Origin of the sequence: Collinsella aerofaciens (assembly GCF_040926185.1) — a bacterium.
Lineage (GTDB): Bacteria > Actinomycetota > Coriobacteriia > Coriobacteriales > Coriobacteriaceae > Collinsella > Collinsella aerofaciens_BC.
This window is the reverse complement of sequence record NZ_JBCOIQ010000010.1, coordinates 21,627-36,272: the sequence shown is the minus strand read 5'-3', so window position 1 is coordinate 36,272 and position 14,646 is coordinate 21,627. Positions and strand designations below refer to the sequence as shown.

Annotated in this window: 14 protein-coding genes; 3 read left to right on the top strand and 11 right to left on the bottom strand. The window is 57.7% G+C overall.

Translation table 11 applies throughout. The annotated features are described in order from the left end of the window. Nucleotides 1-24: 24 nt before the first annotated feature. The 3 genes from AB5750_RS05885 to AB5750_RS05875 form a co-directional block, all read right to left on the bottom strand. The gene (locus AB5750_RS05885) at nucleotides 25-327 is read right to left on the bottom strand and encodes a PTS sugar transporter subunit IIB (protein WP_368145808.1); all 303 of its coding nucleotides are present in this window, start codon (nucleotides 325-327) and stop codon (nucleotides 25-27) included. Between the two features lie 200 nt (nucleotides 328-527). Continuing rightward, entirely contained in the window at nucleotides 528-1,211 is a 684-nt protein-coding gene (locus tag AB5750_RS05880) for a ribulose-phosphate 3-epimerase (protein ID WP_368145807.1), read from the bottom strand. A 135-nt stretch (nucleotides 1,212-1,346) separates the two neighbouring features. Further along, the gene (locus tag AB5750_RS05875) at nucleotides 1,347-2,408 is read right to left on the bottom strand and encodes a galactitol-1-phosphate 5-dehydrogenase (RefSeq protein ID WP_368145806.1); all 1,062 of its coding nucleotides are present in this window, start codon (nucleotides 2,406-2,408) and stop codon (nucleotides 1,347-1,349) included. 437 nt (nucleotides 2,409-2,845) lie between these two features. Here AB5750_RS05875 and AB5750_RS05870 point away from each other — a divergent pair, with 437 nt between their 5' ends. After that, the gene (locus AB5750_RS05870) at nucleotides 2,846-2,989 is read left to right on the top strand and encodes a DUF1622 domain-containing protein (RefSeq protein ID WP_438266021.1); all 144 of its coding nucleotides are present in this window, start codon (nucleotides 2,846-2,848) and stop codon (nucleotides 2,987-2,989) included. Between the two features lie 277 nt (nucleotides 2,990-3,266). Here the strand turns inward: AB5750_RS05870 and AB5750_RS05865 are convergent, their stop codons facing one another. The 7 genes from AB5750_RS05865 to AB5750_RS05835 all read right to left on the bottom strand — a co-directional run bounded on the left by AB5750_RS05865 (nucleotide 3,267) and on the right by AB5750_RS05835 (nucleotide 9,702). Then, nucleotides 3,267-4,202 carry a hexose kinase gene (locus AB5750_RS05865; RefSeq protein WP_055252629.1) on the bottom strand — a complete coding sequence of 312 codons (936 nt, stop codon included), beginning with the start codon at nucleotides 4,200-4,202 and terminating at the stop codon, nucleotides 3,267-3,269. Nucleotides 4,203-4,255: 53 nt separating this feature from the next. Next, nucleotides 4,256-5,137, bottom strand: a complete 882-nt coding sequence (locus AB5750_RS05860; protein WP_368145804.1) for an aldose 1-epimerase family protein — start codon at nucleotides 5,135-5,137, stop codon at nucleotides 4,256-4,258. A 367-nt stretch (nucleotides 5,138-5,504) separates the two neighbouring features. Beyond that, entirely contained in the window at nucleotides 5,505-6,029 is a 525-nt protein-coding gene (gene lacB / locus AB5750_RS05855; protein WP_006234831.1) for a galactose-6-phosphate isomerase subunit LacB, read from the bottom strand. A gap of 63 nt (nucleotides 6,030-6,092) precedes the next feature. Next, a complete protein-coding gene (gene lacA, locus AB5750_RS05850) occupies nucleotides 6,093-6,521 on the bottom strand; it encodes a galactose-6-phosphate isomerase subunit LacA (RefSeq protein WP_006234830.1) in 429 nt (142 codons plus the stop codon). Nucleotides 6,522-6,846: 325 nt separating this feature from the next. Then, nucleotides 6,847-7,860 carry a hypothetical protein gene (locus tag AB5750_RS05845; protein ID WP_368145803.1) on the bottom strand — a complete coding sequence of 338 codons (1,014 nt, stop codon included), beginning with the start codon at nucleotides 7,858-7,860 and terminating at the stop codon, nucleotides 6,847-6,849. 284 nt (nucleotides 7,861-8,144) lie between these two features. Beyond that, complete coding sequence (locus AB5750_RS05840; RefSeq protein WP_055252615.1) at nucleotides 8,145-8,483, bottom strand: PTS lactose/cellobiose transporter subunit IIA; 339 nt, start codon at nucleotides 8,481-8,483, stop codon at nucleotides 8,145-8,147. A gap of 214 nt (nucleotides 8,484-8,697) precedes the next feature. Then, complete coding sequence (locus tag AB5750_RS05835) at nucleotides 8,698-9,702, bottom strand: LacI family DNA-binding transcriptional regulator (protein WP_368145802.1); 1,005 nt, start codon at nucleotides 9,700-9,702, stop codon at nucleotides 8,698-8,700. 357 nt (nucleotides 9,703-10,059) lie between these two features. Between AB5750_RS05835 and AB5750_RS05830 the strand changes: the two genes are divergently transcribed. Both AB5750_RS05830 and lacG read left to right on the top strand, forming a co-directional pair. Beyond that, nucleotides 10,060-11,835: a lactose/cellobiose PTS transporter subunit IIB gene (locus AB5750_RS05830; RefSeq protein ID WP_196025650.1), complete on the top strand. Its 1,776-nt coding sequence runs from the start codon at nucleotides 10,060-10,062 to the stop codon at nucleotides 11,833-11,835. A gap of 66 nt (nucleotides 11,836-11,901) precedes the next feature. Beyond that, nucleotides 11,902-13,341, top strand: coding sequence for a 6-phospho-beta-galactosidase (lacG, locus tag AB5750_RS05825; RefSeq protein ID WP_148346288.1), 1,440 nt, complete (start codon nucleotides 11,902-11,904; stop codon nucleotides 13,339-13,341). 267 nt (nucleotides 13,342-13,608) lie between these two features. Here lacG and AB5750_RS05820 read toward each other — a convergent pair whose 3' ends face one another. Continuing rightward, nucleotides 13,609-14,637 carry a LacI family DNA-binding transcriptional regulator gene (locus AB5750_RS05820; protein ID WP_055310566.1) on the bottom strand — a complete coding sequence of 343 codons (1,029 nt, stop codon included), beginning with the start codon at nucleotides 14,635-14,637 and terminating at the stop codon, nucleotides 13,609-13,611. Nucleotides 14,638-14,646: the final 9 nt, after the last annotated feature.

Here is a 14,646-nt window from a genome sequence, read left to right as displayed (position 1 = left end):
CGCAAAGCGCAACGCAACATGCAGTTACTCGGCCTGGACCTTTTTAAGCAGCTCAACCAAATCCGACTCGCACTTATCTTTGTTAATGCCCGAAATCAGCGGGAAAACGCTCAAAAACGGGCGTTCCAGCGGCTTGCGATAATTGGTCGTTGTACAGACGATGTCGACGTCGTACTGTTTAACGCCGACCTCGCCGATCGTGCCCTTAAAGAGCTGGACGGGAACGCCCGCACGCTCTGCAATTTCTTTAACGGCAGCCTGGGCGACCGTAGAGGTTGCGACACCGCTGCCGCAAGCAACCAAGACTTTAACCGTACTCTTACTCATGATGCACTCCTATCTGACAGGCAAACGATTTGGCATTCGCCGCCATGCAATAAAGTTTGACGGGGGCGCCGGCTAACGTGACCCGTTTCGTTGATATCACTATCGCGCCTTTGCCCCCAAGGTTACAGCCCAATAATACGAACCCACCGTCTACCCGTTTTTCGCTATTTGGTTAAACGATCGGTTTGGCACATCGACCCCTACTTGGGGTATGAACGCAGTTCCTCGATAATCTGCGCATATGTACGATCCTTACCGAACAGGCCGGCGTTACCCAGGCAGAAGCCGTCGACGCCTGCTTTCCACAAGTCGCGGACGCTTTCAGCCGAGACACCTCCATCAACCAGAATCTTGTAACCATAATGCTCCTTGGCAGCCACAAGCTTTTCAATCTTTTCATCGACAAATGGAAGTGCTTTCTGGCCGGCAAAACCAGGATTGACACGCATAACCAGGACGTAATCGCATACGTTAAGCGACTCCTGAATCGTCTCGAACGATGTGCAGGGACTAATTGCCAGACTCGATTTAGCACCCAGATCACGGATATGCTGCAGAGTTCGAGTAATCTGGGAATCATTCTCGGAGTGGACGTGGACAATCTGAGTGCCCATCTCGACAAACATATCGATGTACTTGGGCGCGTCCTGAACCATCAAATGCACATCGCAGACCTTACCGGTGAGCTTTGCTATCGCCTGAACGTCCTGGGGGCCAAGCGCGATGTTGGGGACAAATGTTCCATCCATAATATCCAGATGATACAGGTCAACGCCTGCGGCATCGAGCTCGGCAATCGTCTTCTCAAGATTGGTGTACTCAGCGCAATTCATGCAGGCGCCGATAATCTTCTCTCCGTCTTTCCAGTCTGCCGTCGTAGTCATGATTGTTTCCTTTCCATATCTGTTTTCTCGAGGAGGGGACTACCCTCCAGTTTCTTTTTTGGTGATGGCTGAGCGGCGAAGGCACCGGCAGCAGTCGGTGGCAGCTTTTCGCCACATATGTATCTTTGCGAGCTCCTATTGCTCACAATCAATGAGAATTTTGCCTTTGACCAGGCCGGGGGTTCGGAACTGGTCAAACGCCTCAGAAATCTTGGCGAGTGGATACTTGTCAAAAATGTGTCCCTCGTCATAGGGGATCATGCCGTTGCGATACGCCTCTGCCGTAAGAGTCCATTCATGTCCCGGGAACGGCGCGGTATATCCAAGCCAAGACCCGGTAAGCGTGAACTCTTTACGGTTGAGCTTCTCCCATTCCGCCACGGTAAAGGTTAGCTCGCGCGTAGGCTTGCCAATCAGACACGCTTGACCCTTGTTGCCCACGACTTCAAAGACCATATGCATGGTTGCGTTGGCGCCCGCAGTTTCATAGACATAGTCATATCCGCGGCCGTCGGTAATGGTGGCAACCTGGTCTTTCCAGTCCTCATCCATGGAGTTCACAACGCTCGTGGCGCCCATTTTCTTAGCAAAGTCCAAGCGCTCCGGGATTACATCGAACACCGTAACCTCACGGGCGCCGAAAGCGCGAGCCCACTGTGCCGTAATGATACCTATGGTTCCGCCTCCTAAGACAGCGACCGTCTTGCCACCTTCATAGTCCAGACGTTCAAGGCCGTGGAGTGCAATGGTCGTGGGTTCAATAAGCGCGGCTTGCTCAAAGCTCACGCTTTCGTCGAACTTAACGGCGCACATGGCGGGAATGCAGACATATTCCGCAAAGCTACCAAACTGACGCGTACCGATAAAGCTGTAGTGCTTGCAAAGCGAGTAATCGCCGCGCTGGCAGTCCTCGCACTTCATGCAAGGAACGAGTGGTGCACCGGCAACGCGATCTCCAGGATTAAGGCCCTCAACGCCCTCGCCAACGCTCTCGATCGTGCCGGAAAACTCATGACCAAGCACGTTGGGATAGTAATGGCATGCGTCGCCCAACACACGAGGGACATCCGAACCACAGATACCGGAATATTTGACCTTCACCAGAACTTCTCCAGCCCTGGGCTCAGGCTTATCAATTTGTTCATAGCGAATGTCGTCCTTAGCATGAACGACGCCCGCCCACATCTTTTCACACATTATCTGCCTCCTTGTCTGAGAGCGCCTCCTATGGCGCTCGCCTTTATTTGACAAGGTCAGATTACGAATGTGGAATTAAATCAAACAGTCCAATGGGCGCGACTGCCGTCTACCCGTTTTGTGCAGGTTGTTTTGGCAAAACAAACCTTTGTCGACGAAACGGAGGCCCACAAGCGCCCGGCATTAGCCCACAAGATTCGTCCGTGCATAAACAGGGTATGATTTAGCCGTTAAAGGCATTGTGACCGATTGTGCTTTTGAACAGGCGGAAGAACGACAGGTATGGCTGATATTCTTCTCGCACTCGACACACTCATGGAACAAATCGTCGAGATTGCCATTCTGCTTTTCGAATTCATCGGCGTCAGAATCATCATCTATTCCGGCCTGCGCGGATTCCAGCTCTATCTTAAACGCTCCCCGCCACCAAGCTCACGCTGGCCAAAGGCCTGGCCATGGGTCTGGAGTTCAAGCTGGGAAGCGAGATCCTCCGTACCGTCATCGTGCGCGACTGGCACGAAATCGCAACCGTCGGCGGCATCATCGCCCTGTGCGCAGCATTCATCTTCCTCATCCACTGAGAGATTAAGGAGGAGGAGAAAGAGGCGCATACAGCTGCAAAACAGTCATCGGAGTTGTCATTGGGGACGTTCTTAAATGACTAGTCAAACAAGAACGTCCCCAATGACTACGTCGATGTTTTGGCAACGACAGCGAGCGGGTCGCATTTGAGACAAGGTGACGTGAAACGAAAGGGCGCTGACCTTCTGGTCGCGCCCTTGAAGTTGAACGTCAGATTGTCCAAATGCGGCCCGCGCAGCGTCGGCCAGTTACGGCGTTTGGTAAAACGCCGTAACTTTAAAGCTCCGTTACTTCAACGTTGTTGAAGATCTCGTCCCAGCGGTCCATGACCAGATGGCCGGTCTTGGGATCCATGGCGTTGAGCTTGCCGCAGGTATTGGCGGTCTTGAGCACCGTGACATCGTCGGCACCAGCAGCAATGGCATGCGCAAAGCCGGCGATGGTCGAGTCACCGGAACCCGTCGCGTTCACAGCCGCAATCGCGGGCGTCTTGGCGCGGAACGCGCGGCCCTCATGGAAGCCCACCGAACCGGCAGCGCCCATCGAAACGACAACCCAGGGAATACCGGCAAAGCGGTCATCGGCGGCAAGCGCCTCGCGCAGGGCATCGACATCATCGGTCGTAAAGGACGTACCCAGCAGGCCGTTAATCTCGGTCAGGTTGGGCTTTACGAGCTCAGGCTTAGCGTCGGACTCCAGCGCGGCCTCCAGCGATGCACCCGAGGTGTCGAGCAGCACCTTGGCGCCCGCCTCCTCGGCGATCTTGACGAGCTCGGCATAGTAGCCGGCATCGACCCCACGCGGCAGCGAGCCCGAAAGCGTCACAACGTCCGCCTTCGCTGCAAGCTCGGCAAACTTGGCCGTAAAGGCCTCGAGCTCGGCCGGGGCGATCTGCGGACCGCTCTCCAAAAGCTCGGTCTGATTGCCCTCGTGCAGGATATTCAGGCAAATGCGCGTCTCACCGGCGATGGGCACAAAGTCGTTCTTGACGCCGTCGGCATCCATAAGCTCAGCCATATAGGCACCCATGTGGCCGCCGAGCAGGCCGGTCGCGAGCACGTCGTCACCCAGCTGCAGCAGCACGCGACTCACGTTGAGGCCCTTGCCGCCAGCGGTCTTTTCGGGTGTCACACGGTTAACATCGTCGATGATCAGCTTGTCGAGCTGATAGCGCGTATCAATCGACGGGTTCATGGTAACGGTCAGAATCATGTTGAACTCCTGTTCCGGGGCGGCATAACCCGCCCCAAACATACGATAGCTCGTTAAAGGATCTCGATCTCAAAGCCGCGGGTGACGGTCTCTCCCGGCTTGGCCACCAGGCAGCCGCGCTTGTGCTCCAGAATATCGTCCTCGTCGGAGCAGGTGGACAGGCCGCCCCACGGTTCCACGGCCACAAAGTCGCCCTCGGGCTTGCTCCACACAATCAGGTATGGCATATCGGGGAACGTCAGGCGCACGCCCTTGTCCTCGGTTTTCTTGGTAAGCGTAACCACGTGGCTCTCGAGCACGTCAAAGATGGTCTCTGCGAAGTCAAAGAGTTCGTGGGTCAGCGGCAGGTCATGGCCAACCATCGGGTTCTTGCTGCGATGCTCAACATCAATCAGGCCCGTCGAGGGAACGGCAGTACAGAGCTCGGCGGCCTCGCGCTGCTCAAAACGGAGCTCGTAGTCGTCGTAGGACTCGCCCTCGTCAAGCGGGCACTTAAAGCCAGGGTGACCGCCCACAAAGAACGGCATGTCCTCGGTGCCCTCATTGGTCACCTCGTACGACACGGCCACCTTCTCCGCATCGATCGTGTAACGAGCAACGATCTTAAACGGATACGGGTACTGCTCGAGCAACTCGGCATGGTCGGCAGAGCTTAAGCTCAGCGCAACCATGTTGTCGCTCTGCTCCTCAAGCTTCCACTCCTGTTTGCGCGCAAAGCCGTGGCGGGCGAGCTTGACCTCGCGGCCGCCCATGGTCATTGCGCGACCGTCACGAAGGCCGCCGCAGATCGGGAAACAAATGGGTGCCTGGCCCGACCACACCGCCGGGTCGCCCTGCCACAGGTACTCACGGCCGTTGGCCGTAATAGAAGTGAACGACCCGCCCGCCGTGCTCAGTGCCACGCGGATAGAACCGTTATCAAGAACAAACTCCATGGGAATCTTCTCCTTCACATATCATCTTGCACGATCCATTGCGAACGCCGTGCCTTTAGCACAAAGGTAATGAGGCGGCGCCGCACGCAAAAGAACAATGCACGCCAAGCCCGCCAAGCCAATTGGGCTGATAGAAAACTGGCCCGCGCCCCATTACAGAAACGCGAGCCGTCAATTGAAAAGCTGCAGAATGCCGAGTACCGCCAAGAGCGAAGCACACAAGCTCAGCAAGCAAACGTGTTATCGGAGCAACTTGCCGTACCAGAACGCTTCGCAACAACAGCGGTAACCCCACAGGCACCCTCAACGTCAGCGAGCGTCGCGCAGCGTCGACCCGTTACGCGGTTTGGTAAACCGCGTAACCTCCTTAGTCGTGGTATTCGCCGCGGTCCCACTTCTCGAGGAACTCGTCAAAGAAGTGCGGGTCAGCCTGAGCCTCGGCGTCGGCCTTGTTGCAGGCATCGATCTTGGCGATCAGGGCATCGTGCTCGGGGGTCTTCTCGTAGGGCTCCTCCAGGAAGGCAAGCATGATGTCGGCCATCAGGAACTCGCCGGTAATCTTGCCGCCAAAGCCCACGATGTTGGCGTTGAGCTCGCGACGGGCATACAGGGCAGAGGTCATATCGCGGACCAGGGCGCAGCGGGCGCCGGGAACCTTGTTGACGGCGTTGGTGATGCCGATGCCGGTGCCGCACAGGGCCACGCCAAAGTCGGCCTTGCCGCTGGCAACAGCCTCGCCCACGGCCTTACCGTAGATGGGATAGTGCGTACGGGTGTGGCTGTAGGTGCCGCAGTCGAGCACCTTGTAACCAGCCTGCTCCAGGCGGTCGGCCAGATAGATCTTCTCGTCCGTAACGATATGGTCGCAACCGATTGCGATGGTCTTCTTCATCAGAACGTCCTTTCGTCTGAATTCACAAGTTGAGGTAGAAGTTCGAGTTCTCGGTGGCTCTCGTTAGGCCATCTTGTTGAGCATGTCGACACGGATCTGGTGACGGCCGCCGGCGTACTGTGCACGCAGGAACTCGCGGGCGATCTTCTTGGCGACCTCGGTGCCCACAACGCCCGGGCCCATGGTGACCATGCGCGAGCCGTTGTGCTCGCGGGTCATGTAAGCGGAACGCTCGTCGGAAATGTTGGCGACGACCATGCCCTTGATCTTGACGGCGGCCATATAGGAGCCGACGCCGTACTTATCGAATGCGAAGCCCTGGGAATCCTTGTGCTCCAGCAGGTCCTTGGCAACGGCGGTCGCGGAATCGACAAAGTCCGCGGCAGGGGTCTCGGAATAGTCGACGACCTCGTGACCGTCGGCGATGAGCATCTCCTTGATAGACTCCTTCATCGACATACCGTCGGCATCGGAAGCGATTACAACCCTCATGACATCCTCCTTGAGAGATACGCAGGTGCGTAGTTTCTGTTTGGAAGTGTTGAATCGCGTTCAGGTCCGGGCATCTGAATGTGCGGTTCTTCACTGTTCATGTTTATTTGAACACATTCGAACAGTAACTGCAACAACTATTTGTTTATCTTTGTTCTTTTTTGAACAAATATCGTTCACGGATGATTGCTGACCGTTTGAGCCGGGCGCGGACGTAGCGACCACGTGTTCAACAAACAAAAGGGCGGCCAAGAACGTGTCTCGGCCGCCCTTCGGCGGTATTCCCCGGTATATACAGCTGTTTTAGCTACTCGGACTGCCCACCCTATTTGGCGTGCTTGGACGGAGCACTCAGAAAGCGGCCCGTCAAATAGTTCGCCGGGCCGGAAATATCGATCCCTAGCAGTACGTGTCCCAGCCACAGGAACGCCACGAGCACCAGCAGCGGGATAACGCACGAAGTCACGATCATCACGATGACGCCTTCGATGAGGTCGGTCACCTGCTGCACGATCTCGTCGGTCATCTGCTTGGCACCGCTGGTCACCGACGTAACAAGGCTCGAGGCCCCATCAGTCAACTGCTCGAGCACGTTTTTGGACTCTGTGGCCTCGGATTTTATCTTATTCGATTTTGAGCTGGTCTCGGCTGACTTGTCCGTGGTGTCGGCCGCGTCCGCAGCGTCCGCAGCCTTTTGCTCAGCTTGCTCAATACTTACGCGATACGTTTCATCGACCTTCTGCGACACCCAAACGCTTGCAGGCACCAACGCCATGCCGATCACGGCAACTACCAGCACGCGTGTCGCCACACGGCGCAGGACAGCGCTCGTGCTCCAGCGCCCGTGAATGCCGAGCGACACCGCAAAGAGCACCAACGCAAACGGGATTAAGATGCCCAAGCCAACCGACCACAAAATGGTTAGCAGGTATTTCTCGAGGTAGAGCACGGCAAGCACGATACCAAGGTTGCCTGAAAGCTGCGCGAGCTGCTCGGCAACCGGCGTTCCCGTATCACCCGGCAGCGCGGTAATGCCCGCAGACAGCGCCACGCACGAGGTCGTGAGCGCCAGTACGTTACCCTTCTTTTGGTCGATGACCTCGATGGTGGAGTCCCAAGTTTTGGTATCGGCGAAATGCGGACGAGCTACAAAGCCCGACAGCAGCGCCAGGACCACGAGCGCAACGATAAAGCCAATCTGCAGCTTTTTGTTTGCGCACACGACATCGGACAGACTGGGCTGCAGCTCGGTTACCGCCGTGTGCTCGGTTATCTGGACAGGACGCCCATGAGCCATCTCGTGCGCATCTTTCTTTTGAATCAATCCGTTGTCCGGCATTTGGATACCTCCTCATTCCGGCCTGTATTGCGGATGGAAGTATACCCACCGAGCAAAAATCGAACGGGAGGACGAACGGAGCGCACCAAGACTGTCCCCAATGACCAGTCGTTTAAGAACGTCCCCAATGACTATCTCGGGATGAGTTGCGGTGGAATAGGGATTGTTTTGCGCCCGCCGGCCCCTATTCAGTCCCTATTTCACCGCAACTTGGAGGAGGACAGAAAAAGCCCTGTCGCGGGTGCGGCAGGGCTTTTGGAAGGGAACTTGGTTGTGAGGGCTCGTTAGGCGAGCTTGGCCTCGAGCTCAGCGATGCGCTTGTAGGCATCGATGGTAAAGCGGGCCTGCTTCTCCAGGATCATAGTGGTCATGAGAGTGTCCTGAGCGTGAGCCATGATGAAGGTCATCTCCATCTCGCCACCGCCGGCCTCCTGCGAAAGCAGCTTGGTCTGCGTGTCGTGGGCACCGATGAGCGCATCGCTGGCATCCTTGTGCAGCTGCTCGGCCTTCTCAAAGTCACCCTCGCGAGCAGCATCGAGCGCTGCAAGCAGATCGGTCTGGGCGTCACCTGCGTATGCGACAATCTCGAATCCAACCATCGAGATTTCTTCTTTGGTTGCCATGTTGCGTTCCTTTCACATATGAACCAATGGAGAGCATCGCGTCCGGGCATACGCGTTGCGTTGTGTATGGTAGGAACAGTAACATTCAAACAAAAAAGAACAGCGCAAAATGCAATTTCGAGCTATGAACGGTTGCTTTTCACCCGTGAACGGCTTTTAAACCAATCCGAACATTATCAAACACAATTATCGGCAACCCAAACAGGTCCGCACCCTAGCGTATATCGCGCACCGTATCGCCCTCGACGAGCACGCCCGGAAACAGCATGTGCTCTACACCAGGTGCAACGCCCTCGGCGCCGGCAATCTTGTCGACCGCCCACATGCCGACGCGCTTGTTGTCAAAGCGCACCGTGGTCAGGCGACAATCGGGCACGATATCGCCCAGGCTATCGTCAACACCCACCACGCTCACGTCCTGGGGCACGCGCTTTCCGCGCGACTCGAGCCCGCGAATGCAGCCGTAGGCCATGGCATCGTTGGAGGCATAAATGGCCGTACAGGTCGGATCATCCGCAAGCACCTGGCCGGCAGCATATCCGCTCTGCGCCGTCCAGTCGCCGCGCACGAGCTGCGGTGGCTCAATGCCATGCGCACGCAATGTCTCACGCCAGCCTTCCTCGCGCCGCATGCCCGAAAGCGAGCGCTCGGGGCACGAGATAAAGTGCACGGTCTTGTGCCCCTGCTCCAGCAAGTACTCGACCACCTGGCGCGAGCAATCGAACTGGTCGTTATCGACCGTCGAGCACAGCGGGTGCTCCAACATCGTAACGAGCACCGTCTGCATGCCGGGCAGCGGTTCAAAGGTTCCAAAGTCCGCCGGCATGCGGTTCATGATCACAACCATACCGTCCACCGGCAGTGCACTCATACGCGACGATGTGCTCTCGAGGGTATACGGATGCCCATCTACTTTAGTGAGGGTGATGGCGTAGCCGTGTTTGTCGGCGGCGGCGGCAAAGCCCTCCATACGGTCGAGGTTGCCGGTGCCGGTAATGTTGAACATAGCGACGCCGACGGTCTTAAACTTACCGCGGCGCAGCGATCGACCGGCAAAATTGGGGCGATACCCCAGCTCGCGCATGGCGGCACGCACGCGCTCCTTGGTCTCGGGGCGCACGCTGGGCGAATCGTGCACCGTGCGCGAGACTGTCTGCTCCGAGACGCCCGCGAGACGCGCCACATCCTTAACGGAAACCGATTTTTTTACAGCGGCCATAGGTCGATCTTTCTATGTCGACGATGCCATTGGTGGCACTCTACGCAGTCATTTTTAACGCCTTCAAGTATATCCAACGCCTCCCCCACCATACGCTCACCACCCAAAACCTACCGTTCACCGACATTTTTGCTTCCCCAAACGGCTTTTGGCACCCAAATGTTAACGTTGCCATTGCGCAAACACAGAGCCACCGGGCGGCTCAAACGTTTACGTATAAGGAATCGACGGTTCGCAGGCACAGGAACCACCGGTTCGCGTCTTTTTTTGTGTCGCAAAATGGCAACGTCAACATTTTGGCAACCGAACGCCAAAAGCTACCATCGTTGTTAACCCACCGACTCTTAGGAGCATTGCATGGAGCAACTTATCGCCATCATCGAAAAGGGCCAGCCCTTTTTCAACGCGATCGCCCGCAATAAGTACCTCAAGGCGATCCGCGACGGCTTTATCTCCGTCATCCCCATCATCATCTTCTCGTCCATCTTCTGCCTGGTAGCCTCGGTCCCCAACATCTGGGGTTTCTACTGGCCCGATGACATCAACAACGCCCTGTGGAAGTGCTACAACTACTCCATGGGCATCCTGGCCATCGCCTGCGCCGCCACCACAGCCAAGCACTTCGCCGACGCTCAGAACCGCGATCTGCCCAAGAACAACCAGATCAACTTCATCTCGTGCATGTGCGCAGCTATCATCGGCTTCTTGCTCCTTTCGAGCGACACCATCGCCACGGACGCTGCCAGTGGTTTCAACACCACCTACCTTGGTTCCAAGGGCCTGCTGACCGCTTTCATCGCTGCGTTTGTGACCGGCATCATCTACAAGTTCTTCATTAAGCGCAACATCACCGTCAAGATGCCCGAGCAGGTTCCGCCCAACATCTCGCAGACCTTTAAGGACATCATCCCCTTCTCCGTCTGCATCACCGTCTTTTGGGTCTTTGACATCGTCTTCCGCGCTGCCTTTGGCTTCTGCTTTGCCCAGGGCGTCATCCAGGTGTTCCAGCCCCTGTTCACCGCTGCCGACGGCTATATTGGCCTCGCTGTAATTTACGGCGCCATGAGCCTCTTCTGGTTCGTCGGCGTCCACGGCCCCTCAATCGTCGAGCCCGCCATCGCCGCCGCCCTCGTTGCCAACATGACCGACAACCTGGCTGCGTTCCAGGCTGGTCAGCACGCTTCCGCTGTCCTGACCCAGGGTGCCCAGTACTTCGTCGTCTGCATGGGCGGCACCGGCGCCACGCTCGTCCTGGTCTTTATGTTCTGCTTCCTGGCCAAGTCTCAGGAGATGCGCGCCGTCGGTAAGGCAGCTATCGTCCCCGTGTGCTTTGCCGTCAACGAGCCGCTGCTGTTCGCCGCGCCCATCGTGCTCAACCCCGTCTTCTTTGTCCCGTTTGTCTTTGCCCCGATCGCCAATATCTGGATCCTCAAGATCTTTATCGACTTCTTGGGCATGAACGGCTTTATGTACACCCTGCCCTGGACCGTCCCCGGCCCCATCGGCACCATCATGGGCCTGGGCTTCCAGCCGCTCGCCTTTGTGATGCTCGCCCTTATCCTGGTCGTCGACTTCGTTCTGTACTATCCGTTCTTCCGTGCCTATGACGCCCAGAAGTGCGCCGAGGAGGCCGAGATTTCCGAGGAGGAGCTCGCCGCCAAGAACGCCGAGAAGGCTGCCAAGCTCAACGATGCCTTCCAGGGCAAGGCTGACGCCAAGAGCGTTGCCGCCGGCGCTGCTGCCGAGGCCGTGAAGGCCGATGCCCCCGCCGCTTCTGCAGCACCCGCTGCCGAGGCAACGACCGCCAGCGACCTCAACGGCAAGCGCGTGCTCGTGCTCTGCCAGGGCGGCGGAACCTCGGGCCTGCTCGCCAACGCACTGGCCAAGGCCGCCAAAGAGCGCGGCATCAATCTTGAGACCGCTGCCGAGGCATATGGCAACCACGTCGACATGCTCCCCGACTTTGACCTGGTCGTCCTGGCCCCGCAGGCTGCCAGCTACCTGGCCGACCTGCAAAAGGACTGCGAGCGCGTGGGCAACAAGTGCGTCGCCTGCCGCGGCAAGCAGTACATCGAGCTCTCCCAGAACGGCGACAAGTCTCTCGCCTTCGTGAGTGAACAGCTTTCGAAGTAAGTAACGCTCAGGGCCAGCCGACCATCCACAGCCGGCTAGCCCTTCGATTTAGACGATTGGATCATCATGTCCGTTAACCCTGCTAGCGTCACCAACCCGCCTGCGCAGTTTCCCGAGGACTTTGTCTTTGGCGGCGCCACCGCTGCCTACCAGGTAGAGGGCGAGACCCGCACCCACGGTAAGGGCAAGGTTGCCTGGGACGACTTCCTGGAGGCCCAGGGGCGCTTCTCCCCCGATCCCGCTTCGGACTTCTACAACCAGTACCCCGTCGACTTGGAGCTGTGCGAGGAGTTCGGTATCAACGGCATCCGCCTCTCCATCGCCTGGAGCCGCATCTTCCCCAACGGTACCGGCGAAATCAACCCCGAGGGTGTCCAGTTCTACCACGACCTCTTCGCCGAGTGCCACAAGCACCACGTTGAGCCGTTTGTCACGCTGCATCACTTCGATACGCCGCTTCCCCTCTTTGAGAAGGGCGACTTCCTCAACCGCGAGACCATCGACGCCTTTGTGGACTTTGCCACCTTCTGCTTTAAGGAGTACACCGACCAGGTGACCTACTGGTTCACCTTTAACGAGATCTGGGCCGACGCCTCCAACACCTACATCGAGGGCACCTTCCCCGGTGGCGTCAAGGCGCATCTGGCCGAGGCCTTCCAGTGCGAGCACAACATGATGCTCGCCCACGCCAAGGCAGTACTGGCCTTCCACAACGGCGGCTTTAAGGGCAAGATCGGCGTCATTCAGTCGCTGGAGTTTAAGTATCCGCTCAACGAGAACGACCCCGCCGACATCAAAGCCGCCAACAACGAGCACGTGCTGCAGAACCAGTTTCTGCTCGACGCCACCTTCCGCGGCGACTACGCGCCCGACACCCTCGAGTGCGCCAACCGCCTGGCCGCCGTCTCGGGCGGCACCATCGAGATCCTGGACGAGGATCTGGAAATCATGCGCGAGGCCGCGCTCTACAACGACTACCTGGGCGTTAACAACTACCAGTGCCGCTTCTTGAAGGCTTACGATGGCGAGAACGACCTGCACCACAACGGTACGGGCGAGAAGGGCACCGGCCGCTGGCGCGTTAAGGGTATTGGCGAGCATGTGAACAAGCCCGGCATCCCCACCACCGACTGGGACTGGATCATCTATCCCGAGGGTCTGTTCGATCTGCTCGTCTACATTAAGCAGCGCTACCCCAACTACAAGCAGATCTTCATTACCGAAAACGGCATGGGCTACAAGGATCCCTACAAAGACGGCTTTGTGGACGACCAGCCGCGCATCGACTACATCGAGCAGCACCTGCGTTGGCTGCTCAAGGCCATGGAGGTAGGCGTCAACGTAGGCGGCTACTTCCTGTGGAGCCTGCAGGATCAGTTCTCCTGGACCAATGGCTACAACAAGCGTTACGGCTTCTTCTACGTTGACTTTGAGACCCAGAAGCGCACACCCAAGGCAAGCGCCTACTGGTACAAGCACGTAGCGCAGACCCGTCGTCTGGACTAGTGGCTGGCGGGGTTGCCCGCTCACACAACCTGTCCCCATTTCTCAGCCGGGGGCGGCACGTCACACGGCGCGCCGCCCCCGGTCTTTTTGTTTTTGGGCTGGTCGGGAGCCGTTTGTCTCGATCTGTAACATCTAGCCGAGTTTTTTGGTCCTAGCTGTTACAGATTGAGACGAACAGGATTACTCTTTCCGAAGAATCTAAATCTGTAACACGTAGCCCGCTTTTGACCGTCTACCTGTTACAAATCGAGACAAACGGAGTAGGACCTAACCCCGTATGTCCCTAACAGTCGAGCGTTCGACCAGCGTACTCGGCACATGAATCGCCTCGATAGACGAGCTCTCTCCAATCGCCGCCTCAAACGCAAGCTTACCGACACCGCGCAAATCAAATCGCAGCGTCGTCAGCCGATTGTGAGGAACAAGTCCCTCGAGTGCGTCGTCGATACCAACCACGCTCACGTCGTCGGGCACGGACAGGCCCGCGTTCTCGAGCGCGGCGATAACGCCCAGCGCCATCTGGTCATTTGCCGCAAGCACGGCAGTCGGCGCCTGCGACCCGCCGGCAAGCACCTCGGCCGCAATCCGCTCGCCCATGGCGTACCCACTGTCCGCACTCCAATCGCCACGCAGCATCGGAGCGGCATCGACATGAGCACGACCCAGCGTATCGCGCCAACCGGCCTCACGAAAACGCGAGGAAATCGAGTTTTCCGGACCCGCCACAAACCGCATATTCGAGTGACCATGTTCCAGCAGATAATTGGTCAACAGCTCGCACGAACCATACTGGTCGGAGTCGATCGTCGTGCAGCGCGGATGCGCATACATGGACAGGATGACCGTTCGCACTCCCGGCTGGGGAACAAACTCCTCAAAATCGGGAGCCATGCGGTTCATGTTGAGAATCATGCCGTCGACGGGTCGCTCGACCATGCGGCGCGAGGCATCGGCAAGTGTATAGGGCTTGTCGCCGCCCATCTCGATCATAGTGACGGCAAAATCGTGCTCGCGCGCCGCTTGCATGATACCCTCGAGCGTCGCCAGGTTACCGACACGTGTGATGTTGTACATGCACAGGCCAATAGAACGATACGACCCGCCGCGCAACGCCGCTCCAGCAAAATTGGGACGAAAGCCCAGCTCTTCCATGGCGGCCAGCACACGCTTGCGCGTCTTTTCCGTCACGTTAGGCATACCGTTGACCACGCGAGACACAGTCTGGCGGCTCACGCCAGCGAGCGCCGCAACCTCTGCCGCGCTCGCCGAATGACCATTCCTTGTTTGCTGAGCCATGCCTTCCAC

What these genes read in the sequence shown, in the direction of transcription:
- AB5750_RS05885 (WP_368145808.1), bottom strand. Translation starts at nt 327, where the DNA reads ATGAGTAAGAGTACGGTTAAAGTCTTGGTTGCTTGCGGCAGCGGTGTC.
- AB5750_RS05880 (WP_368145807.1), bottom strand. Translation starts at nt 1,211, where the DNA reads ATGACTACGACGGCAGACTGGAAAGACGGAGAGAAGATTATCGGCGCC.
- AB5750_RS05875 (WP_368145806.1), bottom strand. Translation starts at nt 2,408, where the DNA reads ATGTGTGAAAAGATGTGGGCGGGCGTCGTTCATGCTAAGGACGACATT.
- AB5750_RS05865 (WP_055252629.1), bottom strand. Translation starts at nt 4,202, where the DNA reads ATGATTCTGACCGTTACCATGAACCCGTCGATTGATACGCGCTATCAG.
- AB5750_RS05860 (WP_368145804.1), bottom strand. Translation starts at nt 5,137, where the DNA reads ATGGAGTTTGTTCTTGATAACGGTTCTATCCGCGTGGCACTGAGCACG.
- lacB (WP_006234831.1), bottom strand. Translation starts at nt 6,029, where the DNA reads ATGAAGAAGACCATCGCAATCGGTTGCGACCATATCGTTACGGACGAG.
- lacA (WP_006234830.1), bottom strand. Translation starts at nt 6,521, where the DNA reads ATGAGGGTTGTAATCGCTTCCGATGCCGACGGTATGTCGATGAAGGAG.
- AB5750_RS05845 (WP_368145803.1), bottom strand. Translation starts at nt 7,860, where the DNA reads ATGCCGGACAACGGATTGATTCAAAAGAAAGATGCGCACGAGATGGCT.
- AB5750_RS05840 (WP_055252615.1), bottom strand. Translation starts at nt 8,483, where the DNA reads ATGGCAACCAAAGAAGAAATCTCGATGGTTGGATTCGAGATTGTCGCA.
- AB5750_RS05835 (WP_368145802.1), bottom strand. Translation starts at nt 9,702, where the DNA reads ATGGCCGCTGTAAAAAAATCGGTTTCCGTTAAGGATGTGGCGCGTCTC.
- AB5750_RS05830 (WP_196025650.1), top strand. Translation starts at nt 10,060, where the DNA reads ATGGAGCAACTTATCGCCATCATCGAAAAGGGCCAGCCCTTTTTCAAC.
- lacG (WP_148346288.1), top strand. Translation starts at nt 11,902, where the DNA reads ATGTCCGTTAACCCTGCTAGCGTCACCAACCCGCCTGCGCAGTTTCCC.
- AB5750_RS05820 (WP_055310566.1), bottom strand. Translation starts at nt 14,637, where the DNA reads ATGGCTCAGCAAACAAGGAATGGTCATTCGGCGAGCGCGGCAGAGGTT.